Consider the following 22,678-nt stretch of genomic DNA (forward strand, 5'->3'; position numbering starts at 1 on the left):
CGTCGACCACGACCGACTGTGGCTGCGTGCCCAGGGAGAATGCCGCGACGAGAAGGAGCAAGCCCCCCGCGAGTACGACCCTGGCCCACACCATCGAACGAGTATGGACCCGCGCCGGCCTCGAGGAGGCCGAGCTGCTCGACCAGGTCAGGGCGCTGGAGGAGCTGAAGGCGGCGGCGGCGGCCGCGCAGGCGAGGCTGACCGCCCACCTGTACGCCGTCCGGGCCGGCCGGGAGGCCGCCGAGGGTGTCCCCGCGGCGAAGCGGTGCGCCGGGTCCGCGGCGCCCAGTCCGACCGGAGGGTCAGCCTGCGGCCGGCTCCCGACACGATGACCTACCTGACCGGGTTCCTTCCCGTCGCCCACGGCGTCGCCTGCCAGGTCGCGCTGACCCGGGAAGCCGACACCCGCAAGGCCCAGGGCGACCCGCGCACTCGCGGGCAGATCATGGCCGACACGCTCGTGGAGCGCCTCACCGGACAGGCCACCGGCACCCCGGTCGAGATCGGGCTGGTGATGACCGACCAGGCGCTCCTCGCCGGCTCCCAGGAGCCCGCCCACCTCGTCGGCTGCGGCACGGTCCCCGCGCACACCGCCCGCGCCCTGGCCCGGGACGCCGATCGAGCCTGGGTCCGTCGGCTGTTCACCCACCCCGAGTCCGGAGCCCTGGTCGCGATCGACTCCCGCCGCCGGCTCTTCACCGGGCAGCTGCGCCACCAGCTGATCCTGACCGACGACGTCTGTGCCACCCCGTGGTGCGACGCCCCGGTCCGACACGCCGACCACGCCACCCCGGCCAAGCACGGCGGCGACACCAGCAGCACCAACGGCACGGGACTCTGCGAGGCCTGCAACTACACCAAGGACCTGCCCGGCTGGCACACCACCCTGACCGTCAGGTCCGATGGCACCCGCATCCTCGACCTCACCAGCCCCACCGGACACCGACAACAGAGCCACCCACCCGATCCACCCGGGGCACCCGATCCGGGCACACAGCTCCTCCGCAGGTTGACCGCCGCGTGAGGTGATCCAGGCGAGGTTTGGGATCCATCCCCACCGGGCACCGTCACTGCATGGCGCAGGACGTGCACGAGGACCTGGCAGTGGAGATCGCCCGCGAGCTCGAGCTCAGCGGCACGTCGGTGCGCCGAGTGCGCGCGTACCCGGTGCAACAGGCGGTCGACGTGAGCTGGGCGGCCAAGCGCGCCGGCCGCATGATCGGCGAGCACGTCCGCACGTCGGTCACGCCGCTGTCGCTGCGCGAGGACGGCGAGGTCGCGGTCGTCGCGATCGTGGAGCAGCGCCGACCCACCCACGATCAGTAGTACGCCGGCTGCTTCTCCCCGGGATCCGCGAGCACCACGTCGAGCCGCGGGTCGGCGCGCAGGTCGTCGATCGCGCCCGCAGCGGCACCGATGCCTGCCCAGTGCGGGTCCACGTCGAAGGCCAGGCACCACGCGTGGTCGGCGGGCCAGACGAACGCCGGCCTGAACTGCGACGCGCCGTCGGCCCGCGTCGCCCACGCGTCGAAGCCGGCGAACGAGCCCTCGAGCAGGTAGTAGGTCCGGTGCGGCAGGTCGAAGCGTGACCCCTCCAGGTCGTCGGGCGTGAACCCCTCGACCGTCCGCGGCCAGCCGTCCCACCAGGCGACGTACGCGTGCTCCGGCGTCCGGGTGTGGGCAGTGAGGAGGCCCACGGCGACGCGCACCTGCTCGACCTCCGAGAGCGGACCGACCGGCCCCACGTCACCCTCCTGCTGGCCCTCGGCCTCCGGGTCGGGGATCACCCGCAGCCGTGCGTACGCCTCGAACCCCTCGGGGCCGAAGGTCACCAGGCGGTCCCACGGCGAGGCGCTGGTGGTGATCCAGTCGGCGGCCGAGCGGTCGGTGCAGGGAGCGAGGGTCACGAGTCCATGGTGCCCCGGTCTCCTAGACTGACCCGGTCCCCCGCCGACGAGACCGCCGCCGCCAGAGAGGCCCCGCACCCGCATGCCCGCGACACCCAGCCTGACCCAGCGCGCGTTCGGCCTCGCCCGCCGCAAGGCGGGCGGGCGGGTCAAGCGCGGCGTACGGCGGGTCGCCGGCCGGCCGCTGGTCGCCTGGGAGCGGCGCTCGCTGCGGCCGGTGCTGTCGGTGGTGATGCCGGTCTACAACGTCGAGGCGTTCGTCCGGGAGACGCTGGACACGGTGCTCACCCAGAGCCTGCACAACCTCGAGGTGATCGCGGTCGACGACGGCTCGACCGACGGCTCGCTGGCGATCCTGCGGGAGTTCGAGCGCCGCGACGCCCGCGTGCGCGTGCTCACCCAGCCGAACTCCGGCCAGGGCATCGCCCGCAACCACGGCGTGGAGCACGCCCAGGGCGAGTTCCTGGCCTTCATCGACTCCGACGACACCATCCCGCCGGGCGCCTTCGAGCACATGGTCGACACCTTGCGGCGCTCGGGATCGGACTTCTGCGTCGGCAGCGTGCGCCGGCTGCGGCACAGCCAGTTCATGCGCACCACCTGGCAGCGCACCGTGCACCAGTCCGACCGGATCGGCACGACGCTCGACGAGTTCCCGGCCGCGATGCAGGACATCATCTGCGCCAACCGGATGTTCCGCACAGCCTTCTGGCGCGAGCAGGTCGGCGGCTTCCGGGGTCACATCGCCTACGAGGACCACGTGCCGATGCTCACGGCGTACGTGCGGGCGACCAAGTTCGACATCCTCAGCATGGTCACCTACAACTGGCGGATCCGCGAGGACCACACCTCCACCGGCCAGCAGAAGGCCAACATCGAGAACCTCCTCGACCGGATCGCGGTCAAGGAGGAGGCGCACGAGCTGCTCAAGGCCGAGGCCTCCGACTTCGTCTACGACGTCTGGGTCGCGCGCTGTCTCGAGGTCGACTTCGCGCCGTACGCCGCCCAGGGACTCGACGCCAACGAGGCCTACCGCAACATCCTCGGCGCGACGTACCGGACGTTCTGCGACCGGGCCACCGAGCGGGCCTGGGACCTCGTCCGGGTCTACCCCAAGGTCCGCGGCCAGCTCGTCGCCGAGGGCCGGTGGGACGACGTCGAGGACGCCACCAACTACTTCCTCTCGGTGCACCAGGTGCCGCCGACGAAGGTCGTCGACGGTCGCCTCGTCGCCGACCTGCCGACCGACCTGCCGTTCGCCCGCGAGCTGCCAGCTCACCTGCTCCGGATGGCGCCCCTCGAGGCGCACTTCGAGGGAGTCGTGCAGAAGGTCGCGTTGCACGCCGACCGGGTCACGCTCACCGGCTGGATGCGGCACCGCAGCCTGGACATCACCGAGGCCCCCGCGCTGTCGCTGAGCCTGCGGTCCGGCGACCGCACCGTCGACCTCGAGCCCGAGCAGCTCACGATCCCCGAGGCCGAGCTCTGGGCCCAGCTCCCTCACGCCGGCTGCGCCCGCGGGGGCTTCCGCGTCGAGGTGCCGTTCACCCTGCTGGCGGACGGGTCCGCACCCTGGCACCTCCAGGGCAGCGTCACGGTCGACGGCATCACCTCGTCGGGAGCCTTCCACTACCGGATCCCGGGCACGTCGGGCGACCAGCCCGGGTCAGGCGGCGGCATCGCAGGCTTCTGGGACCCGGCTCTCGGCTTCGGACTCCGCGCGGCCAAGGCCGCCACGCGCACCCCACCGAACGGCGCGACGGTGCACGCGGTCGAGCTCGGGGACGGCGAGCTCTGCTTCCGGGTGCGCGGCGCCGGCGACGACCTCACGCGCGCGACGCTCGGCAACGCACGACTCTCGCTGGCCCTGATCGACGTGAAGCCGGCGGACGACGGACACGCCCTGCGCTTCGAGACCCGGGCCTCGGAGTTCGGCGCGACCCGCCCAGCGCCGAGCGGCGACTACACGCTCACGCTGGACGGCCGGACCGCCGTCGCGGCCCCCGAGCTCGCCGGGGACCTGCCGCTCCGGCTGCGCAGCGCCCACCTCGGCCTCGACGTGGCCCTGGGCCCGGACCGGACCGTGCAGCTCTCCGTCGTGCCGCCGCTGCGCGACGACGAGCTCGGCAAGTACCACCAGTTCCGGCTCCACGCGTCCTACCGCAGCGCCACGCCGGCGCTGACCGACAGCGTGCTGCTGGCCAGCTACCTCGGCGAGTCGTGCACCGACAGCCAGCTCGCGATCGACCGCCACCTCGCCGCGACGCGACCGGACCTCGAGCGGGTCTGGGGCGTCCGTGACTGGTCGGTGCAGGTGCCCGACGGCGCGCGGGCGGTGCTGCTCGACAGCGCCGAGTGGTACGACGCGGTCGTCGCGAGCCGGTTCCTCTGCCGCAACATCGACTTCGGCCCCTGGCTGCGGCTGCGCCCGGAGCAGGCCTACCTGCAGACCTTCCACGGCTACCCGTTCAAGTCGATGGGGCGCGACTTCTGGCGCAGCAAGGGCTTCCCACCCGGCCAGGTCCGGCACTTCGCCAGCCGGGCCGCCGGCGAGTGGGACCTCATCCTGGTGCCCAGCGCCGAGTGCGAGGCCTACTACCGCGAGCAGTACGGCTACACCGGTGCGGTGCTCGCCGCCGGCTACCCCCGCACCGACCCGTTGGTGAACTCCGACGCGGTCCAGGTGCGGCGCGACGTCCTGGCCCGGATCGGCGTACCGGAGGACCGCACGGTGGTGCTCTACGCACCGACCTTCCGCGACACGCTCACCACCCGGGTGTACGCCGCCCGCCGCTTCGACGACCTCGACCTCGACGAGCTGACCCGCCGCCTCGGTCCGGAGTACGTCGTGCTGGTGCGCGGCCACAACAACAACCAGCGCGAGGCCGATCGGGTCGGCCGGGCCGCGACCGTCGTCGACGTCACCGACTACCCGGACATCAACGACCTGACCCTCGCCGCCGACGTGGCCGTCCTGGACTACTCGTCGCTGCGCTTCGACTGGGCGATCACCGGCAAGCCGATGGTGTTCTTCGTCCCGGACATCGACTCCTACTTCTCGCTGCGCGCACCGCTCTTCCCCTTCGAGGAGTCGGCTCCCGGCCCCTGGGCGCGCACGACGGGCGAGGTCGCCGACCTGCTGGCCGACCACGAGGGTGTCGCGCGCCGGTACGCCGCGGACATCGCGGCCTTCAACGAGCGCTTCAACCGGCTCAACGACGGCCGCGCCACCGAGAGAGTGCTCGCGACGTTCCTGGACGAGACGACTCCCTGGCGCTGACCTGCTCGGCGAGCCGGGCCTCCAGCTCGGCGACGCGGGCGTGGAGGGCGTCGATCGTGGCGAGCTCGTCGTGCCGGAAGGCCAGCACGTCGGCCAGCGCGCGCAGCGCCGAGTCGAGCAGCGCCTGGTCGTCCACGTCGGCCTCGGCGCCGGCGAAGTGCCCGGCGTCGGGCAGCAGGTCGGTCAGGTCGCCGCGCACGTCGTACCCGGCCTCGCGGATCGTCGCGGTCCACTCCTGGGCGAGCCGGTCGCACCACTCCTCGGTCCAGGTCGGCATCAGCGGCGGCGGGCCGCCCTGCGCCGCGAGGAACTTGTCGGCCAGGAACCAGCGCCCGACCCGGTCGTAGCCCAGCCGCGGCTTCGGCAGCCGGTCGCCCAGCGCGAGGTTCACCCGGCGGAGCAGCTCGGCCTGGACGGCACCGAGCGAGGTGTTGCTGCGGGTCTCCGCGGCCTGCAACCGGAGGTGGGCGACGCCGAGCACCCCGAAGAAGCGGGCCGCGAGCTCGTCGGTCCCGGACTCGGGTGGCACCGTCACCAGGTGCACCTGGCCGGCCGGCAGCGTGTGGCCCCACCGGGCGAGCGCAGCCGGGAGGTCCTGGTTGCGCCAGAAGCCCTTGGCGTCCTCGGTCCGGTCGCGCACCGCGACGAGGAAGTCCTCGAACGCCACCGTGCTGCGGGTCTTCACGCGCTCCTGCCAGGCCGACGGCACCTGGCGCGACAGGGCACGCGCCGTGACGACGACGTGCACCTCGCGGTCGCCGAACCGCTCCAGCAGCGCCCGCACCTGCTTCCGCGTGCAGCCGGCGAGCTGCTCCTGGGAGAGCAGCACGTCGGCCTCATCGGCGTCGGCCACCTCGGCGGCGAGGCGGTCGAGCACCTCCCCGGCGGTCAGCGCGTCGCGCTCCGGCTTCAGGCGGCCGCGGGCGGCGAGCATGACCTCGGCGCCGGGCCTGCCCTGCGCGGTCGGGCCGGGGTCGGGCACCACGACCAGACCCTGCTCGCGCAGCTCGGGCAGGTTGGCCCAGGCCAGGCTCTGCAGGTACGACGTGCCGGTCTTGGGAAGCCCGACGTGGAGGAACGCACGCGGCGGGTGCGCCGGGGACACGGTCAGCCCGCCTGCCGCGTCGCCCGGCGCGCACCCAGCCGCCGCTTCATGCCGGCGTAGAAACGGGACCACGCGCCCTGCCCGGCCTGCGCCTCGAGCTCGCGGACGCGCGCGTGGGCCTGCTCGAGCTCGGCGGCCTGCTCGGCCAGCCTCGCCTCGTGGCCGGCCGTCGCCCTCGCGGTCATCGACTTGCTGAACGACCGGATCGCGTCGTGGGCGATCGCCTCGGCGTCGCGCATCACGACGGCGTACCGCTCCCCGACCGCGTCCAGCGCCGCCTCGGCGGCCGGGTCGTGCCCGTCGGTCTCGGACAGCCGCGTCATCTGGTCGAAGACCTCCTGCGCGACCTCGACCAGGTCACGCGGCACGTCCCACTCGTCCCACGACGGTTCGTGCCGCCGCAGGCCGGGGTCGATGAAGTCGTCCACCTGGTGGTGGTGACCGGGCTGGAGGTCGTCGTCGAAGGTCAGGCCGAGCGTGTCCCGCGTGCGGGCGAGGCAGGCGCGCCAGTCCTCGACGAGGTCGTGGTAGCCGAGGACGACGCGGCGGTCGGAGCGGGTCTGCCGCTCGACCACGAGGTTGCCGTTGATCCAGCCGCAGAGGTTCATCACGGTGAACTGGAAGTCGGTGATCCCCGGCCGGTTCTCGCGGTAGTACGTCGACCGGCTGCCGAGCACCTCCGCCGGGTGGCGCAGCATGGTGAGGTAGCCGACGTCGTAGCCGAGCTCGCCGGCCGTCTCCTTCCACAGCCACGGCACCCAGATCGAGCGCGGGTCCTTCACGACGACCTGCGGCTCGACCAGGGCCACGTCGGCCAGCCAGGTGCGCAGCTCGTCGCGGACGACGTCGTCGACGACGGCCGCGGCCAGCTCCTGCGCCAGCGGCCGGCCGTCGGTCTGCTCGACGAAGGCGCGCTCCAGCAGGCGGCGGTGGAACTTGACCGGCCAGGTCGACTCGAAGAACCCCATCGGGTTGGACTCGTTCGGCTTGATCACCGGCAGCGGGACGTGCAGGCCCAGGAAGTGCAGCGCTCCCGCGATCGTGCTGGTGCCGCTGCGTCCGGCACCGGTGACGAGCACCAGCCGGCGGCCCTGCGGCTCGGCGGAGGCGTCATCGGACATGGCGGCTCACGCTAGCATCACGTGGTGCCCACCAGCGTCCCGAGCCCTGTGCCCGCGCCCGCGGTGCTGCTGCACATCGGCCCCGCGAAGACCGGGTCGACCGCCATGCAGCACGCGATGTTCCAGGTCCGCGAGCAGCTGGCCCGGCACGGCGTGCACTACGTGGGCAGCCGGCCGCACGAGAAGGAGGCCGGCGGCATCGCCCTCGGCCTCGCCCACGGCGCGATCGGCCGACGTGACCCCCGCCCGGAGAGCTGGCAGCGCCTGGTCGACGAGATGGCCACCACCACGCTGCCCCGGATGGTGCTCAGCAACGAGGACTTCGGCCGGGCCGACGAGGCCGCGATCGACCGGATCCTGACAGCCACCGGCGCCGACCGCACCCACCTCGTGTACGTCGCCCGGCGGCTCGACAAGGTGCTGCCCTCGCACTGGCAGCAGCAGGTGAAGGCCCGGATGACCACGTCCTACGAGGACTTCCTGCGCGAGATGCTCGACCCCGACGCCGACACCTGGCGGCACCGGCTCGTCATGGACCCCCAGGACGTCGGCGCGGTGCTCGCGCGCTGGGGCAAGGTGCTGCCGCCCGAGCGGATGGCGGTCGTGGTCGCCGAGGAGGGCGACCGCGAGGCCCTCCCCCGCGCGTTCGAGGGACTTCTCGGCCTGCCCGCCGGTCTGATCGCGCCCCCGGGCGGACCGGCCAACCAGTCCATGGGCCTGGCCGAGACCGAGGCCGTGCGCCGGATCAACCGGCTCGCGATCGACGAGCAGTGGACCCCGGTGGAGTACCGCCAGCTCGTGCAGCTCGGGGTGGTGAAGGAGCTCAAGAACCGCGCCGGACAGAGCGGTCCGCGGATCGGCGGCGTGCCCGCGTGGGCGTTCGAGCGAGTCGCCGAGCTCGCCGACACCCAGGTCGACGACATCCGGTCGTCCGGGGTCAACGTGGTCGGCGACCCCGACCGGCTCCGGGTGCGCGGCCAGGTCGAGCCGGTGGACCTGCCCGACGAGATCACCGCCGTCGACCTCGACGTGCTGGCCGACGTGGTGAGCGGCCTCCGCACCGCGGCGAAGCGGATGAAGGCCCGCACGCTGGCCGGCCCGGCAGCCGACGTCCGCGGCCAGCGCGACGACCTCGGGGGCCGTCAGCTGCTCCAGCTGCTCGCCCGGCGTACGGCGGCCCGCCTCGGCGTCAGGCGGGGCTGACCCTCAGACCGGGTCGGGCAGGTCGGAGAAGAACTCCTCCACCACCCGCGCGGAGGCCCGGCCGTCCTGCAGCCGGTTGTACCGCGCGTTGAACGCAGCGATCGGTTCGGCCCAGCGTCGGGCGAGCCCGTCGACGTCACGCAGCTCCGCGACCACCCCCGCGGTGTCCCGCACCCACGGGCCCGGCGCGGTCTCGCCGAAGTCCCACAGGAAGCCGCGGGTGCGGGAGTCGTAGTCGTCCAGGTCGGGGACCAGGAACACCATCGGTCGCCCGGTCAGCGCGAAGTCGAAGCGCATCGACGAGTAGTCGAGCACGGCGGCGTCGGCGGCCAGGATCAGGTGGTTGACGTCCGGGTAGGTCGTGACGTCGACGACCCGGGAGCCCCAGCGGTCACCCGGGGCGTGGAAGCGGTGCCCGCGCAGGAGCAGCACGTAGTCGTCGCCGAGCGCGGCGGCGGCCTGCTCGACGTCGAGGTGGTGGACGGCCTCGGCCGCGCGGAAGTTCGTGGCCAGGTCGTCGCGCCAGGTGGGGGCGTAGAGCACCGCGCGCTGCCCCGGGGCGATGCGGAGCCGGTGGCGCGTGTCCATCCTGAGGTCGTGCGCGTGCGGTGAGACCAGCACGTCGTTGCGCGGGTAGCCCAGGGCGAGGATGCGGCCGTCGTAGGCGTACTCGCTGCGGTAGTAGCGGTCCATCGCCGGGTCGGGGGTGAGCAGCGCGTTCCAGGTGCGCGAGGTGTGGTCCAGCTGCTGCTCGAGGTGTCCCGGCAGCAGGCCGCGCGAGCGCCACAGCCCGAGGCCCATGGTCTTCGACGGGTAGCCGTGGAAGCACTGCAGCAGCTGCTGGCCCGGCCGGCGGTGGAACCACCGGTCGAGCTCGATGTTGGTGACCAGGTGCCCGGCCCGGGCGAGCACGTCGTACCACTCCCGGCTGCGGATCAGCACCGGCTCGGCGCCGTCGGGCACGTTCGCCGAGGAGTCCGACACCGCCCAGCGGATGCGTACGTCGGGCCGCCGCCGGGCCAGCTCCTGCTGGATCGCCAGCGGGTGGTCGTTGGCCCACTGGCCGGTGAACGACTGGAAGTACACCAGCCGCTCGTCGAGCGGCTCCTGCACCGAGCGGTAGGCCTGCTGGAGCCGGCGCTGGGCCCGTGCGCCGACCTCGTCGGCGCCGAGCAGCGGGTCGAGGCGCACGACCAGGCCGTCGGCGTGGCCGCGGAGCAGCCGAAGCCGGTGCGCAGCCGTGCGGGTCTCCTCGGGCACGCGGTCGAGCACCCGGGGGGCGAGCACGGCCGGCCGGCGTGTGCGCGACCGCTCCACGTGCAGCCGGTAGCTGCCCGTCGGCAGCGGCCGCTCGACCAGCCCCCACACGTCGTGCACGAGCGGCACCGCCCACACCCCGTGGTGCTGGCGGACGGCGTCGAGGTGGAGACCCTCTCCCTCGAGGAACACGTGGTCGGCCTCGCCGCGCACGGTCACGTGGAGGTTCGACTCCCCGATCTCGACGGACTCCACGTCGTGCTCGGGCGCGTCGCCGGCGTACCGCTCGACCCGCAGCCGGACTCCGCCCGGCGACTCGCGCAGGTGCACGCCCAGATCGCCCACCACCAGCCGGCTCCTGCCTGCCGAGCCCTGGTGGTCCACCTCCTCCACCAGCCCGGACCGCTCGAGGCCCTGGGTCTGCCAGGTCAGCGCGATCTGCCACGAACCGGGGACGAGCTGGTCGAGCGGGATGCGCGCGGTGACCAGGCCGGCCGGGTGGTCGTGCTCCGGCTCCGCGAGCCACTGGTCGACGGCCGGGTCGTCGGCGACCGAGACCGCGAACGCGAGGCGCCGCTCGCCGTCGCTCAGCACGGCGCTCACCCGCGGGGCCTCGGTCTGCGCGACGTGCCGGAGACCGCCCTGCACCTGGAGGACGAGTTCCCCCTCGTGGGCCGCGAGCCTCTGGACGCGGGCGCGGAGCCGGGTCTCCTGCTCACCGAGCCGCAGGTCGGCCGCGTCGACGCGCACGCCGAGGTCGGCGTGGACCTCCCCGTCGACCACCGACGTCGGGAAGTCGTCACCGGCGAAGCGGCGGGCGTCGACCAGGGCCACGAGGTCGTCGCGCCGGTCGTCGGCGGCAAGGCGGGCGAGCACCCGGGGCAGCACCGGGACGTCCGCGGCGCGGTCTGCGGCTGCGGCCAGGAGGTCCCGGGCGTGGGCCGACAGTGCGGCCCACTGGTCCGACGTCGCGACCTCCGCGTGCTCGAGGAAGGGCTGGAGGGCCCGGACCGCCCCGGCGGCGGCGTGGCAGTGCGCGGCCGGCAGGTCCTGCACGGGCAGCTCGTCGAGCGCGGCCCGGTCGCGCCGGATGCGGGCATCGAGGCCGGGCAGAGGGTCACGACGGACGGCGTGCGGAGGCGGGGTGGCCTCGCGCGCGTCCAGGTACGCCGGGCGCCCGGTGACCGTGAAGCCCGCGCGCAGCCGCCGGGCGGCGGTGCTCGCGCCGTCCGGGTCCGGGTCGTCGAACGTGGCGGACTCGCCCTTCGGCAGCACGACCCGCCCCAGGCGCAGGCAACCCGCGACCTGGGGTGTCTCGTGCAGGTCGGTGCGGCCGGCGGGCTCGCCCTCGCGCCCGAGGACCACCGGCCCGGGACCGTCGAGGAGGTCGATCGCCGCCTGGACGGCGCCGGGCACGTAGACGTCACCCGCGGCAGCCAGGAGATGGTGCTGCGCTCGCGCGCGACGCCGGCCGCTCAGCCGTGCCGTCGGCACGTCGGGCGCGTCGAGGATGCGCACCCGGGTGTCGTCGCCGGCGGCCGCCTCGGCGGTGCCCCGGGCCTCGTCGTCCAGGCACATCACCAGGACCTCCAGCGCAGGGGTGCGCTGGTTGCGCGCGGACTCGAGCGTGCGGCGCAGCAGGTGCGGCTGGGCGCCGGAGGCCGTGACGACGAGCGTGACGAGGGGACGTCCGTGCCGCAGCCGGCGTACCGCCCGCGCCAGCTGACGCCGCAGGGTCGTCCGGCCGGTCAGATGAGTCCCTTGTCCTTCAGGTAGGCCTTCGCCACGTCGGCTGCCTTCTGGCGGTCGAGGTCGACCTTGCCGATCATCGCGGTGAGGTCTGCGGTGGTGAGGACCGCCGAGAGCTTGTCGAGCGCCTTCTTCGCCTTCGCGTTGTCCTTGAGCCAGTCACTGTTGACGATCGGCACGAGGTTCTCGGCGTTCTGCAGGTGCTTGTCGTCGGCGAGGATGACCAGCCCCAGCTTGTCGAGGGTGGCGTCGGTCGTGCCGACGGACCCGATCTGGGTGACGCCGTGGACGAGGTCGTCCTTGGTGGCCTGGCTGCCGAAGCCGGTCGGCTCGAACCCGCTCACCTTGATGCCGTAGGTGTCCTCGAGACCCTTCTGGCAGTCCGCGCGCTGCGGGCAGTCGCTGTTGCCGCCCAGCTTCACCGAGAGGCCGGAGGCGCCGAGGTCGCTGAGCGTGGTCAGGTGGTTGTCCTGGGCGAACTTCTGCGTGACGGCGAAGGCGTTGGCGTCCTCGGCCTTCGCCGGCTCGAGGGCGGTGAGGCCGTCCTTCTTCGCCAGCTTGTTCAGCTGGGTCAGGGTGGCCTGCTCGTCGGCCGAGGCCACCTTGGGCGCGCTGTCGCCGTTCGCCTTGCGGTTGAGCGCCTCGGTCATCGAGGACAGGTAGTCGGCCGAGATCGTCACGTCGCCCTTCATCAGCGGGCTCAGGTAGATGTCGCGGGCACCGAGGTTCTTCACCGAGGTGTCGTAGCCGGCGTTGTCCAGGACCGCCTTGTAGAGCTGGGTCATGATGTCGGCCTCGGTGAACTTCTGGCCGACGATCACCACCTTTCCGCCACCGCCCCCGCAGGCCGCGGTGAACATCAGCGGGATCGCCACGAGGGCTACCAGGGTGCGTCGTACGAGTGAGGTGTGCATGTCTCCGCCTTCTGTGTCCCGCAGGGTGCTCTGCGCGTGTCCGGCGAGCCCGGGCCCAGCTCGCGGGTCGACTCTAGCGACTCCCCGCGGGCAGGGGGTCCATCAATTTCTGCACCAGGGCGAGCGTGAGCTCCAGGAACAGCGCCACCACGGCGACGATCAGCGACCCGGCGACGACCTCGGCGGTCTGGAAGCTCTCGTAACCGTGCACGATGATCCGGCCGAGGCCGGGGCCGGCGACGAGGGCGGCGATCGTCGCGGTCGCCCAGACCTGCACCACCGCGAGGCGGATGCCCGAGACGATCAGCGGCATGGCGAGCGGCAGCTCGACCCGGCGGAGCAGCTCGAGCTCGCCCATGCCCATGCCGCGCGCGGCCTCGACGACGTCGGCGTCGACCTCGGTCATGCCGGTGTAGGTGTTGGTCACGATCGGGGGCAGCGCGAAGAGCGCGAGCGTGACCAGCGTGGCCAGCCCCGAGCGCCCGAACGGGCCGAGCTCGGCAGTGCCGAAGAGACCGAGCGAGAGCACCGAGAGCAGGGCGACGATCGGGATCGCCCGGCCCACGTTGGTCAGGTTGACCGCGAACGTGCCGCCGCGACGGCGGTGACCGAGCCAGAGAGCGAGCGGGAGGCCGACGGCGGTGGCGAGCACCATCGAGACCAGGGTCAGCAGCGCGTGCTGCCCGAGCAGCGTCGGTACGCCGCCCGCGCCGCGCCAGTGGTCGGGGTCCCGGAACCAGGCGATCACGTCGTGGGTCACTCGACCTCCTTCATCGGGCGGCCTCCGTGCGCGTCCACGGGGTGAGCAACCGCTGCAGGCCGACCAGGAGCAGGTCGAGCACGACCGCGAGCAGCACGCAGAGCACACTCGTGGCGAGCACCTGGGCCTTGAAGTTCGTGCGCGTCCCGTCCACGAGGAGGTCGCCCAGCCCGCCGTAGTCGAGGATCGCGCCCACCGTGGTCAGGGCGACGGTGGACACCGTCGCGACGCGCAGGCCGGCCATGATCGCCGGCAGGGCGAGCGGCACCTCAACCCGCCAGAGCATGCGGCGGGCGGCGTACCCCATGCCCAGCGCGGACTCGCGGACGTCCGCCGGCACGGCCCGGAGGCCCTCGAGGATGTTGCGGACCAGGATCGTGAGCGAGTACAGCCCCAGGCCGATCACCACCGTGGTGACCCCGAGCCCGGTGACCGGGACGAGCAGCGAGAACAGCGCCAGCGACGGGATCGTGTAGAGCGCCGTCGTCGTGCCGACGATCACGCCCTCGAGTTTTCGGTAGCGTCGGGCCAGCAGGGCCAGCGGTACGGCGACGGCCAGTCCCAGCAGCACCGAGACGACCACGATGCCGACATGCTGGACCAGGGCGTCGGTGAGGTCGCCGGCGCGCGACGAGTAGTACTTCCCGCAGATCCAGTCGTTGCGGGTCAGGCAGTTGTCCGACGAGGCGGGAGCGACCGATGCCAGCACAAGGGGACGGTAGCGCGATGATCCGCCTCGAGGGCGTCGGCAAGACCTACGAGGACGGCACGGTCGCGGTGCAGGCGCTCGATCTCGCCGTGCCGCGCCACGCGCTGGTCGTGCTCGTCGGCCCCTCCGGGTGCGGCAAGTCGACCACGCTGAAGATGGTCAACCGGCTGATCGAGCCGACCGCCGGCCGGATCTTCCTCGACGGCCAGGACGTGACCAACGTCGATCCGGTGCAGCTGCGCCGCGGGATCGGCTACGTGATCCAGCAGGTCGGGCTGTTCCCCCACCAGGACATCGTCACGAACGTCGCCACGGTGCCGAGCCTGCTCGGGTGGGACAAGCCGCGGGCGAAGGCCCGGGCACTCGAGCTGCTCGACCTGGTCGGGCTCGACCCGTCCGTGTTCGCCGGTCGCTTCCCGCACCAGCTCTCCGGCGGTCAGCGGCAGCGCGTCGGCGTGGCGCGGGCGCTGGCCGCGGACCCGCCGGTGCTGCTCATGGACGAGCCGTTCGGCGCGGTCGACCCGGTCGTCCGCGGGCGGCTCCAGGACGAGTTCCTCCGGCTGCAGCGCGACCTCGGCAAGACCGTGCTGATGGTCACCCACGACATCGACGAGGCCGTGCGCATGGGCGACCGGGTCGCGGTGTTCGCGACCGGCGGCCGCCTCGCGCAGTACGACGTGCCGGCCGCCGTGCTGGGCGCCCCCGCCGACGACTTCGTCGAGGAGTTCGTCGGGCAGCGGCGCGGGATGCGTCGGCTCGCCGTCACCCCGATCGACCCGGACCTGCTCGAGCCCCTCGACGGGGTCGCCGCGTCCGCGCTCGCCGGCACGGTCGACGTGGACGTCAGCCTCGAGGAGGTGATGGCGCTGCTGCTGCGCGAGGACAAGTCGATGGTGGGGGTGACGCAGGGCCCCCGCTTCCTCGGCGTACTGACCCCGAACGGCATCCACCAGATGCTGCGCGCCAGCGTGCGAGCCGACCGGGGCGACGCCTAGGCGCGCTTGACCGCCTGGGTCATCTGCTCCTGCTCGGCGCGGATCTCCGCGGCCTTCTCCTCCCAGGAGACCAGCTCGTCGACCGACCCGCGAGCCGGGCCGCCCTCGGCCTCCCACGACGCGAGCGCGTCGGCCTCCTCGGCGGCCCGCTCCGCCCGGAGCGTCTCGATCGACCGCTCCAGCTCGGCGACCCGGGTCACCGCGTCACCGGCCTCGCGCTGGGTCCTGGCCAGCTGGCGCTGGGCCTGGACGAGCTCGCCCTGCAGCTCGCGCACCGACAGGTTGGACTCGGCGAGGCGCTCGGTCATCGCGGTCGTGAACTCGGCGTGCTCGGCGGCGCGCAGCGAGAACAGGGACTTGTAGGCACTCGCCGCCGCGGCCCGGTCGGCGGCGTTCTCACGACGGGACTGGAGCACCTCGGTCCACATGATCCGCAGCGACGCCCAGCCCAGGGCGAGCGCGAGCACCGAGCTGACGCTGAGCACGACGGGGGACTGGGTCGGCAACGCGGCGAGCACGCCTGCGGTCGCCACCGTCAGCAGGACCACCGCCACCGAGACGCGGACACTGCGCTGCCGACGGCGCGCGGGGGTGCGTGAGGCTGCCATGGTGGCAAGGCTAGTTTGCTAGCGGTCCTGCGGAGGAATCCGACACGCGTGCTCGAGGAGCAGCCCGGTGACCAGCGCGACCGCCGCGCCCAGGGCGGCCAGGGACGCATGCAGGATCGTCACCGAGGCCTGCTCGCCGCCGACCCCGATGTTCGAGATCGCGATGCCGAGGTAGGCGCCGACGCCGAAGGCGCCGAGGCGGGCGATGGCCTTGCCGAGGACCAGCCGGGCGACTCCTTGCTGCGCCGACAGGCTGAGGTGCTCGCGCTGCACCGTGCGCCAGGTGAGGAAGGCGATGCCGCCGACCACCGCGGCGACGAAGTACGCGATGCCGACGGCGAGCCAGGACACCCCGGGCACCGCGGCGCCGGAGCGGATCGCCTGGCCGCGGATGGCCCAGCCGATCACCAGCCCCACCAGGCCCACGACCACCAGCGGCCCCGGCCCGGTCGGCCGGATCCGGCCCTCCTGGGGCGACGGGGGCGGCGGGGCGTCGTCGACCGGAGGAAGGTCCCGGCTCACGACACCTCGAGCTCGATGTCGTCACGCCGCGTGATCCCGTCGCGGCCCACCTTCTCGAGCAGCTCCGCGACCGGGCCGACGCCCGGGATCTGCGCGTCCGACTCCAGGTCGTGCCAGGGCGCGAGCACGAACGCCCGCTCCCCCGCACGCGGGTGCGGCAGCACGAGGTGGTCGTCGTCGGCACGCCGGTCACCGACGACGATGAGGTCGACGTCGAGCGTGCGCGGAGCGTTGAGCTCGCCCCCGCGCTCGCGACCGTACGCCGCCTCGATCGCCAGCGCGCGGTCGAGCAGCGTGGGCGCCGAGAGCGTGGTGTCGATGGTGACCACGATGTTCAGGAAGTCCTCGGAGCCCTCGGGCGCGTCGACCGGAGCGGTCTCGTAGACCGGCGAGACCCCGGTCAGCCAGACCTCGGGGGTGTCGCCGAGGGCGTCGACGGCGCCCTGCAGGTTGAACACCCGGTCACCGAGGTTCGAGCCGATCGACAGCACCGCGCGCCGGATCGGGTGCATGTCACCCGTCAGGGTGTCGGTGTCGATGACGTTGGGGTTGGGGGACTCGCTCATGGACGGCTCCGGTTGATCGTCAGGGCGACGTCCGAGAACGTCGCGGCAATCGGGGCGTGCGGCTTGTGCACGGTGACCTGCACCGACGCGACCTGGTCGCGTCCCAGGCAGACGTCGGCGACGCGCTGCGCAAGGGTCTCGATCAGGTCGACCGGGTCCTTCTCCACGGCCGCGACGACGTCGGCCACGAGCGCGCCGTAGTCGACGGTGCGGGACAGGTCGTCCCCGGCGGCCGCGGCCCGCGTGTCGAGCGCGAGCTCCAGGTCGATCAGGAACGTCTGACCGTCGCGACGCTCGAAGTCGAACACACCGTGGTGTGCATGGACTTCGATGCCGCGCACCGCCAGCTGGTCACTCATCCCGGCCGACCTTACCCGGGGCACCCGACCCGCCAAACCCCCGCTCGTCCACGCTCCGGTCGGCCCATCGGGCGACCACCTTGAGCGCGTCCACGCTGGCCCGCGCCTCGTGCACCCGGACCGCCCAGACCCCCAGCAGGCCGGCGAGCGTGGTGAGCGCGACGTTGGCGTCCTCACGGTCCAGGACGGGCCGTGGAGTGCCGTCGGGAGCGGCCAGGAGGGCTCCGAGGAAGGACTTGCGGCTCGACCCGAGCAGGATCGGCAGACCGAGGGCGTCGAGCTCGGTGAGGCGCTGCAGCAGCGCCCAGTTGTGGTCCGCGGTCTTGGCGAACCCCAGGCCCGGGTCGACGGCCAGCCGGTCGGGCTGCACGCCCGCGGCGAGGGCGTCGTCGACCCGTCGACGGAGCTCGTCGCAGACCTCGCCGACCACGTCGGCGTACGACGCCCGCTGCTGCATGGAGTCGGCGTGACCACGCCAGTGCATCGCGACGTACGCCGCGCCGCGCTCCGCCACCACCCGCAGGATGGCGGGGTCGGCCAGGCCGCCGGAGACGTCGTTGACGACCACGGCGCCGGCGTCCAGCGCCGCCTCGGCCACCTCGGAGCGCATCGTGTCGACCGACACGAGTGCCCCGTGCTCGGCCAGGCGCGTGATGACCGGGACCACCCGCGCCAGCTCCTCCGTGGCCAGGGGGCGCGTCGCGCCGGGACGCGTCGACTCCCCGCCGATGTCGAGCAGGTCGGCGCCCTCGGCGAGCATCGCGAGCCCGTGCTCGACGGCTGCGTCCGCGCCCAGGAACCGGCCGCCGTCGGAGAACGAGTCGGGCGTCACGTTGACCACGCCCATCACCAGCGGCCGGGGCAGCACCGGCAAGCCCCGGACGTGGCGCTCGGTCAGCCGGTCCGGCGTCATCGGGTCCCCTAGCGTGAGGCGTTGATGAGGGCCATCGCCTCGGAACGCGTGGCCGCGTTGTGCATGATGCCGCGCACGGCCGAGGTGATCGTGCGCGCCCCGGCCTTGCGGACGCCACGCATCGTCATGCACAGGTGCTCGGCCTCAATGACCACGATCACGCCGCGGGCCTCGAGCAGCTCCACCATGGAGTCGGCGATCTGGGTGGTCAGCCGCTCCTGGACCTGCGGGCGCTTCGCGTAGAGGTCGACCAGCCGGGCCAGCTTGGACAGGCCCGTGATCTTGCCCGACTCCGCGGGGATGTAGCCGACGTGGGCCACTCCGGTGAACGGCACGAGGTGGTGCTCGCACATCGACCACAGCTCGATGTCGCGGACCAGGACCATCTCGTCGTGACCGATGTCGAACGTCGTCGTGAGGACGTCCTTGGCCTCCATGCGCAGACCAGCCGTCAACTCGGCGTACGCGCGCGCGACGCGAGCGGGAGTGTCGTGCAGCCCCTCACGGGTGGGGTCCTCGCCGATCGCGATCAGCAGCTCGCGCACCGCGGCCTCGGCCCGGGCATGGTCGAACTCCGGGATGTCCCCGGGTCCGCGCCCGTCCGGGCGGATCGAGTCGGTCATGCGGGGCTCACGCCTGCGGCAGGGTCGGGCCGCCGCCCGGCGCCCCACCGACGCCCGGGTCGCCGTGGACGTCGCCACCGGAGCCGGGCGGGGTCAGGATCACGCCGCTGGTCGGCTGGTCGTCGGCCGGGGCCGAGCCGTTGGCGGCCGACTTCGGCACGGCGACCGGCGGGATCGTCGACGGCGCACGGTCGGGCGAGCCGGTCCACGCAGGCCGCACGGGCCGCCGGCGCAGCGCCGTGAAGATCTCCGCCACCTCGGCCTTGTCGAGGGTCTCGCGCTCCATCAGCGCCACGACGAGCGAGTCGAGCACGTCGCGGTTCTCCTCGAGGATGTCGAAGGCCTCCTGGTGCGCGGTCGCGAGGAGCTTCTTGGTCTCCTCGTCGACCACCGCGGCGACGTCCTCGGAGTAGTCACGCGTGTGCCCGAGGTCGCGCCCGAGGAAGGGCTCGTGGTTGCTGTCGCCCAGCTTGATCGCGCCGAGGCGCTCGGTCATGCCGTACTGCGTGACCATCGCGCGGGCCAGCGACGTGGCCTTCTCGATGTCGTTGCCGGCGCCGGTGGTGGGGTCGTGGAAGACCATCTCCTCGGCCGCCCGGCCGCCCATCATGTACGCGAGCTTGTCGAGCATCTCCGAGCGGGTCTGGGAGTACTTGTCCTCGTCGGGCAGCACCATCGTGTAGCCGAGGGCCCGGCCGCGGGGCAGGATCGTCACCTTGTGCACGGGGTCGGTGCCGGGAAGGGCCGCGGCGACCAGGGCGTGGCCGCCCTCGTGGTACGCCGTGATCAGCTTCTCCTTCTCGCTCATCAGGCGCGTGCGCTTCTGGGGGCCGGCGATGACGCGGTCGATCGCCTCGTCGAGCGCGGAGTTGTCGATCAGCTTGAGGTTCTGCCGCGCCGTGAGCAGGGCGGCCTCGTTGAGCACGTTGGCCAGGTCGGCACCGGTGAAGCCCGGCGTACGACGCGCGACCGAGATCAGGTCGACGTCGGGGGCCATCGGCTTGCCGCGGGCGTGCACCTTGAGGATCTGCTCGCGACCGTTGAGGTCGGGCGGGTCGACCGAAATCTGCCGGTCGAAGCGGCCCGGCCGCAGCAGCGCCGGGTCGAGGATGTCGGGACGGTTGGTCGCGGCGATGAGGATCACGCCGCCGCGGACGTCGAAGCCGTCCATCTCGACGAGCAGCTGGTTCAGGGTCTGCTCGCGCTCGTCGTGACCGCCGCCCATGCCGGCGCCGCGGTGGCGACCGACGGCGTCGATCTCGTCGATGAAGATGATCGCCGGAGCGTTCTCCTTGGCCTGCTCGAACAGGTCGCGCACGCGGGACGCACCGACGCCGACGAACATCTCGACGAAGTCCGAGCCGGAGATGGAGTAGAACGGCACGCCGGCCTCACCGGCCACCGCGCGGGCGAGCAGGGTCTTGCCGGTGCCCGGGTTGCCGTAGAGCAGCACGCCCTTGGGGATCTTCGCCCCGACCGCCTGGAACTTGGCCGGCTCCTGGAGGAACTCCTTGATCTCACCGAGCTCCTCGATCGCCTCCTCGCACCCGGCGACGTCGGAGAAGGTGGTCTTCGGCATGTCCTTGCTGATCAGCTTGGCCTTGGACTTCGCGAACTGCATGACCCGGCCGCCGCCGCCCTGCACCTGGTTCATCAGGAACAGGAAGATCACCACGATGATGATGAACGGAAGGATCGTCGCGGCGAGCGAGCCGAGGAGGCTCGGCTGCGGGACCTTCGCGTTGAAGTCCTTGATCTGCTTGGCCTCGACCTGCTTCTGGACCTGGTCGACGAGCGCGATCTGCTGGCCGTCGACCCAGTGGCTGAGCACCTTCTTGCCGTTGTCGAGCTCGGCGCGGATCTCCTGGTCGCCGCCGTCGACGAAGGTGATCTTCTTGACCTCGCCCTGGGTGATGTACGACGTCATCTTCGACGTCTCGATCTCGGTGTACCCGCCGTTCGGCACGAGGTACTGCAGGGCGATGATCACGCCCAGACCGGCGAGGCCGATCCACAACCATGGACCGCGCACGATTCTCTTCATGTCCATCTGCGGGGCTCGGGGCCCCGTCCTCCTGCCAGGCGACGCACTGCTGTCTTGAGATACGGGCTCTTCACGATGACCGTACCGGGCGGTTGGGCGAATTGCCCCACGTACCGTCCACGACCATTCTCCCCGTCCAACGACCGGGGTGCCGCCCGGGTGCCCTGTTCGCTCAGGGCCTAATCCGGGGCCTCCCGGATCGGGCGTCCGGGTCAGGAGTAGACGTGCGGGGCCAACGTCCCGATGTCGCGGAGATTCCGGTACCGCTCCTGGTAGTCCAGTCCGTATCCGACCACGAATTCATTGGGGATGTCCCAGCCGACGTACTTCACGTCGATGGGCATCCGCAGGGCCTCGGGCTTGCGCAGGAGAGTGCAGATCTCGACCGAGGCCGGGTTGCGTGAGGCCAGGTTGGAGGTGAGCCAGGAGAGGGTCAGGCCGGTGTCGATGATCTCGTCGACGATGAGCACGTGCCGGCCGGTGATGTCGGTGTCCAGGTCCTTGAGGATGCGGACGACGCCCGAGGACTTCGTGCCGGACCCGTACGACGAGACCGCCATCCAGTCCATCTCGAGGTGCCGGTGGAAGGCCCGGGCGAGGTCGGCCATGACCATGACGGCGCCGCGCAGGATCCCGACGATGAGGATGTCCTTGCCGTCGTAGTCGGCCTCGATCTGCTTCGCGAGCTCCGCGAGCTTGGCCTGGATCTGCTCCTCGGTGAAGAGGATGTTGACGAGGTCGGACTCGACGTCGCTGGCGTCCATGGCGCACAGCCTGCCACAGGGAAGATCGGGGTCCGCGCCCGCGTTCACCCCGCATGCACCTCTCCGTGCTCGACCTCGTGCCCGTGCGCTCCGACCAGACCACCGGCGACGCGATCGCCGCGACCCGCGGACTGGCCCAGCGAGCCGACGAGACCGGCTTCCACCGCTACTGGCTGGCCGAGCACCACAACATGCCCGCGGTCGCCGCGACGAACCCGCCGGTGCTGATCTCGGTCGTGGCCGCAGCGACCCGGCGGATCCGGGTCGGGTCGGGTGGCGTGATGCTGCCCAACCACGCGCCCCTGGTCGTCGCGGAGCAGTTCGCGCTGCTGGAGGCGGCCTACCCCGGCCGGATCGACCTCGGCATCGGCCGCGCGCCGGGCACGGACCCGGTGACGTCGTACGCGCTGCGGCACGGTGCCGGCGGGGTCGAGGACGAGGCGGTGGCGCGGTTCCCGGAGTACGTCGACAACGTGATCGCGATGATGAGCCCCGACGGTGTGGGGCTCACGATCGGCGGACGCACCCACCCCCTCCACGCCACCCCGCACGCGGCCGGCCGGCCACCGGTCTGGCTGCTCGGGTCGTCGGACTACTCCGCGCGCCTCGCCGCTGAGCGCGGGCTGCCGTACGTGTTCGCCCACCACTTCTCCGGCAACGGGACCGCCGAGGCACTCGCGCTCTACCGGACGGGCTTCCGGCCGTCACCGGAGCTCGCCGCCCCGCAGACGTTCCTGACGGTGAACGCCGTCGTCGCCGAGACCCAGGAGGAGGCCGACCGCCTCGCCCTGCCGCAGCTGCAGGCCATGGTCGCGCTGCGCACCGGCGGCCCGCTGCGGCCGCAGCGCCTGGTCGAGGACGCCGAGGCCGACCCGGTCCCCGACGCCCACCTGCCGCTCGTGATGGCGATGCGGGACCGCTGGGTCATCGGTACGCCGGAGTCCGCGGCATCGCGGTTGCGGGCCCTCGCCGCGGAGTTCGCGGTCGACGAGGTGATGGTGCACCCGGTCGCCGGGGCGTTCCGCGGGACGGCTGCTGATGGCTCGCCGGCGCGGGAGCGGACGCTGGAGCTGCTGGCGAAGGAGCTGCTGTAGGGGGTGGGGCCTGCTGCTCCCGGGTGGTTCGAGCGCGCTCCCGGTGGTTGAGCTTGCCGAAACCTCTCTCGTCGGGTGGCGGTCGGTGCCGGGGGAACGGGCAGCGACGACGGGGTACGGCGCGCGGCCCGGCCTTGCTGTCGGGCGCGCGCTCCTAGGTGGTTGAGGTGCGAGCGCCAGCGAGC

General features: G+C 72.6%; 22 protein-coding genes. 7 read left to right on the forward strand and 15 right to left on the reverse strand.

The window, feature by feature from the left end:
• Window positions 1-26 precede the first annotated feature (26 nt).
• The 3 genes from EFL26_RS23835 to EFL26_RS04240 are packed head-to-tail and all read left to right on the forward strand — an operon-like array spanning window position 27 to window position 1,326.
• On the forward strand, window positions 27-332 hold the full coding sequence (locus tag EFL26_RS23835; protein ID WP_148046623.1) for a hypothetical protein: 306 nt from the start codon (window positions 27-29) through the stop codon (window positions 330-332).
• Window positions 329-1,024, forward strand: coding sequence for a hypothetical protein (locus EFL26_RS04235; RefSeq protein ID WP_148046624.1), 696 nt, complete (start codon window positions 329-331; stop codon window positions 1,022-1,024). Before EFL26_RS23835 ends, EFL26_RS04235 begins: the two co-directional genes overlap by 4 nt.
• Before the next feature lie 50 nt (window positions 1,025-1,074).
• Complete coding sequence (locus EFL26_RS04240) at window positions 1,075-1,326, forward strand: hypothetical protein (RefSeq protein ID WP_123221623.1); 252 nt, start codon at window positions 1,075-1,077, stop codon at window positions 1,324-1,326.
• Here EFL26_RS04240 and EFL26_RS24475 read toward each other — a convergent pair.
• A complete protein-coding gene (locus tag EFL26_RS24475; RefSeq protein ID WP_221176837.1) occupies window positions 1,320-1,907 on the reverse strand; it encodes a hypothetical protein in 588 nt (195 codons plus the stop codon). The genes EFL26_RS04240 and EFL26_RS24475 overlap by 7 nt on opposite strands.
• 82 nt (window positions 1,908-1,989) lie before the next feature.
• Here EFL26_RS24475 and EFL26_RS04250 point away from each other — a divergent pair, with 82 nt between their 5' ends.
• Window positions 1,990-5,187 carry a bifunctional glycosyltransferase/CDP-glycerol:glycerophosphate glycerophosphotransferase gene (locus tag EFL26_RS04250; protein ID WP_123221624.1) on the forward strand — a complete coding sequence of 1,066 codons (3,198 nt, stop codon included), beginning with the start codon at window positions 1,990-1,992 and terminating at the stop codon, window positions 5,185-5,187.
• Here the strand turns inward: EFL26_RS04250 and EFL26_RS04255 are convergent.
• Window positions 5,120-6,292, reverse strand: a complete 1,173-nt coding sequence (locus EFL26_RS04255) for a hypothetical protein (RefSeq protein WP_123221625.1) — start codon at window positions 6,290-6,292, stop codon at window positions 5,120-5,122. The two genes, EFL26_RS04250 and EFL26_RS04255, sit on opposite strands and share 68 nt — an antisense overlap.
• Window positions 6,293-6,294: 2 nt before the next feature.
• Window positions 6,295-7,413, reverse strand: coding sequence for a sulfotransferase family protein (locus tag EFL26_RS04260; RefSeq protein ID WP_123221626.1), 1,119 nt, complete (start codon window positions 7,411-7,413; stop codon window positions 6,295-6,297).
• A 24-nt stretch (window positions 7,414-7,437) separates the two neighbouring features.
• Here EFL26_RS04260 and EFL26_RS04265 point away from each other — a divergent pair, with 24 nt between their 5' ends.
• Window positions 7,438-8,616, forward strand: a complete 1,179-nt coding sequence (locus EFL26_RS04265; protein ID WP_148046625.1) for a hypothetical protein — start codon at window positions 7,438-7,440, stop codon at window positions 8,614-8,616.
• Between the two features lie 3 nt (window positions 8,617-8,619).
• Here the strand turns inward: EFL26_RS04265 and EFL26_RS04270 are convergent, their stop codons facing one another.
• The 4 genes from EFL26_RS04270 to EFL26_RS04285 form a co-directional block, all read right to left on the reverse strand.
• The gene (locus EFL26_RS04270) at window positions 8,620-11,451 is read right to left on the reverse strand and encodes a CDP-glycerol glycerophosphotransferase family protein (RefSeq protein WP_123221628.1); all 2,832 of its coding nucleotides are present in this window, start codon (window positions 11,449-11,451) and stop codon (window positions 8,620-8,622) included.
• A 170-nt stretch (window positions 11,452-11,621) separates the two neighbouring features.
• Window positions 11,622-12,536 (reverse strand): ABC transporter substrate-binding protein, encoded by a 915-nt coding sequence (locus EFL26_RS04275; protein WP_123221629.1) that lies wholly within the window; start codon window positions 12,534-12,536, stop codon window positions 11,622-11,624.
• A 73-nt stretch (window positions 12,537-12,609) separates the two neighbouring features.
• The gene (locus EFL26_RS04280; protein ID WP_221176838.1) at window positions 12,610-13,296 is read right to left on the reverse strand and encodes an ABC transporter permease; all 687 of its coding nucleotides are present in this window, start codon (window positions 13,294-13,296) and stop codon (window positions 12,610-12,612) included.
• 10 nt (window positions 13,297-13,306) lie between these two features.
• Window positions 13,307-14,005, reverse strand: coding sequence for an ABC transporter permease (locus EFL26_RS04285; RefSeq protein WP_221176839.1), 699 nt, complete (start codon window positions 14,003-14,005; stop codon window positions 13,307-13,309).
• A 17-nt stretch (window positions 14,006-14,022) separates the two neighbouring features.
• On the opposite strand from EFL26_RS04285, the gene EFL26_RS04290 reads away from it, so the two are divergent.
• Window positions 14,023-15,000, forward strand: coding sequence for an ABC transporter ATP-binding protein (locus EFL26_RS04290; RefSeq protein WP_123221630.1), 978 nt, complete (start codon window positions 14,023-14,025; stop codon window positions 14,998-15,000).
• Here the strand turns inward: EFL26_RS04290 and EFL26_RS04295 are convergent.
• The 8 genes from EFL26_RS04295 to hpt form a co-directional block, all read right to left on the reverse strand.
• On the reverse strand, window positions 14,997-15,608 hold the full coding sequence (locus tag EFL26_RS04295; RefSeq protein WP_123221631.1) for a hypothetical protein: 612 nt from the start codon (window positions 15,606-15,608) through the stop codon (window positions 14,997-14,999). The two genes, EFL26_RS04290 and EFL26_RS04295, sit on opposite strands and share 4 nt — an antisense overlap.
• Window positions 15,609-15,626: 18 nt before the next feature.
• Complete coding sequence (locus EFL26_RS04300; RefSeq protein ID WP_123221632.1) at window positions 15,627-16,130, reverse strand: DUF3180 family protein; 504 nt, start codon at window positions 16,128-16,130, stop codon at window positions 15,627-15,629.
• Window positions 16,127-16,696: a 2-amino-4-hydroxy-6-hydroxymethyldihydropteridine diphosphokinase gene (folK, locus tag EFL26_RS04305; RefSeq protein ID WP_123221633.1), complete on the reverse strand. Its 570-nt coding sequence runs from the start codon at window positions 16,694-16,696 to the stop codon at window positions 16,127-16,129. The genes EFL26_RS04300 and folK overlap by 4 nt, the downstream gene beginning before the upstream one ends.
• On the reverse strand, window positions 16,693-17,055 hold the full coding sequence (gene folB / locus EFL26_RS04310; protein ID WP_123221634.1) for a dihydroneopterin aldolase: 363 nt from the start codon (window positions 17,053-17,055) through the stop codon (window positions 16,693-16,695). Before folB ends, folK begins: the two co-directional genes overlap by 4 nt.
• Entirely contained in the window at window positions 17,048-17,968 is a 921-nt protein-coding gene (gene folP, locus EFL26_RS04315; RefSeq protein ID WP_246000002.1) for a dihydropteroate synthase, read from the reverse strand. The genes folB and folP overlap by 8 nt, the downstream gene beginning before the upstream one ends.
• An 8-nt stretch (window positions 17,969-17,976) precedes the next feature.
• The gene (gene folE / locus EFL26_RS04320) at window positions 17,977-18,591 is read right to left on the reverse strand and encodes a GTP cyclohydrolase I FolE (RefSeq protein WP_123221717.1); all 615 of its coding nucleotides are present in this window, start codon (window positions 18,589-18,591) and stop codon (window positions 17,977-17,979) included.
• A gap of 7 nt (window positions 18,592-18,598) precedes the next feature.
• Window positions 18,599-20,635: an ATP-dependent zinc metalloprotease FtsH gene (gene ftsH / locus EFL26_RS04325; protein WP_425464099.1), complete on the reverse strand. Its 2,037-nt coding sequence runs from the start codon at window positions 20,633-20,635 to the stop codon at window positions 18,599-18,601.
• Between the two features lie 212 nt (window positions 20,636-20,847).
• Window positions 20,848-21,399 (reverse strand): hypoxanthine phosphoribosyltransferase, encoded by a 552-nt coding sequence (gene hpt / locus EFL26_RS04330; RefSeq protein WP_123221636.1) that lies wholly within the window; start codon window positions 21,397-21,399, stop codon window positions 20,848-20,850.
• Between the two features lie 53 nt (window positions 21,400-21,452).
• On the opposite strand from hpt, the gene EFL26_RS04335 reads away from it, so the two are divergent.
• The gene (locus tag EFL26_RS04335; RefSeq protein ID WP_123221637.1) at window positions 21,453-22,493 is read left to right on the forward strand and encodes an LLM class flavin-dependent oxidoreductase; all 1,041 of its coding nucleotides are present in this window, start codon (window positions 21,453-21,455) and stop codon (window positions 22,491-22,493) included.
• The last annotated feature ends 185 nt before the right edge of the window (window positions 22,494-22,678 follow it).

It is taken from the genome of Nocardioides pocheonensis (assembly GCF_003725535.1).
Taxonomy (GTDB): Bacteria; Actinomycetota; Actinomycetes; order Propionibacteriales; family Nocardioidaceae; genus Marmoricola; species Marmoricola pocheonensis.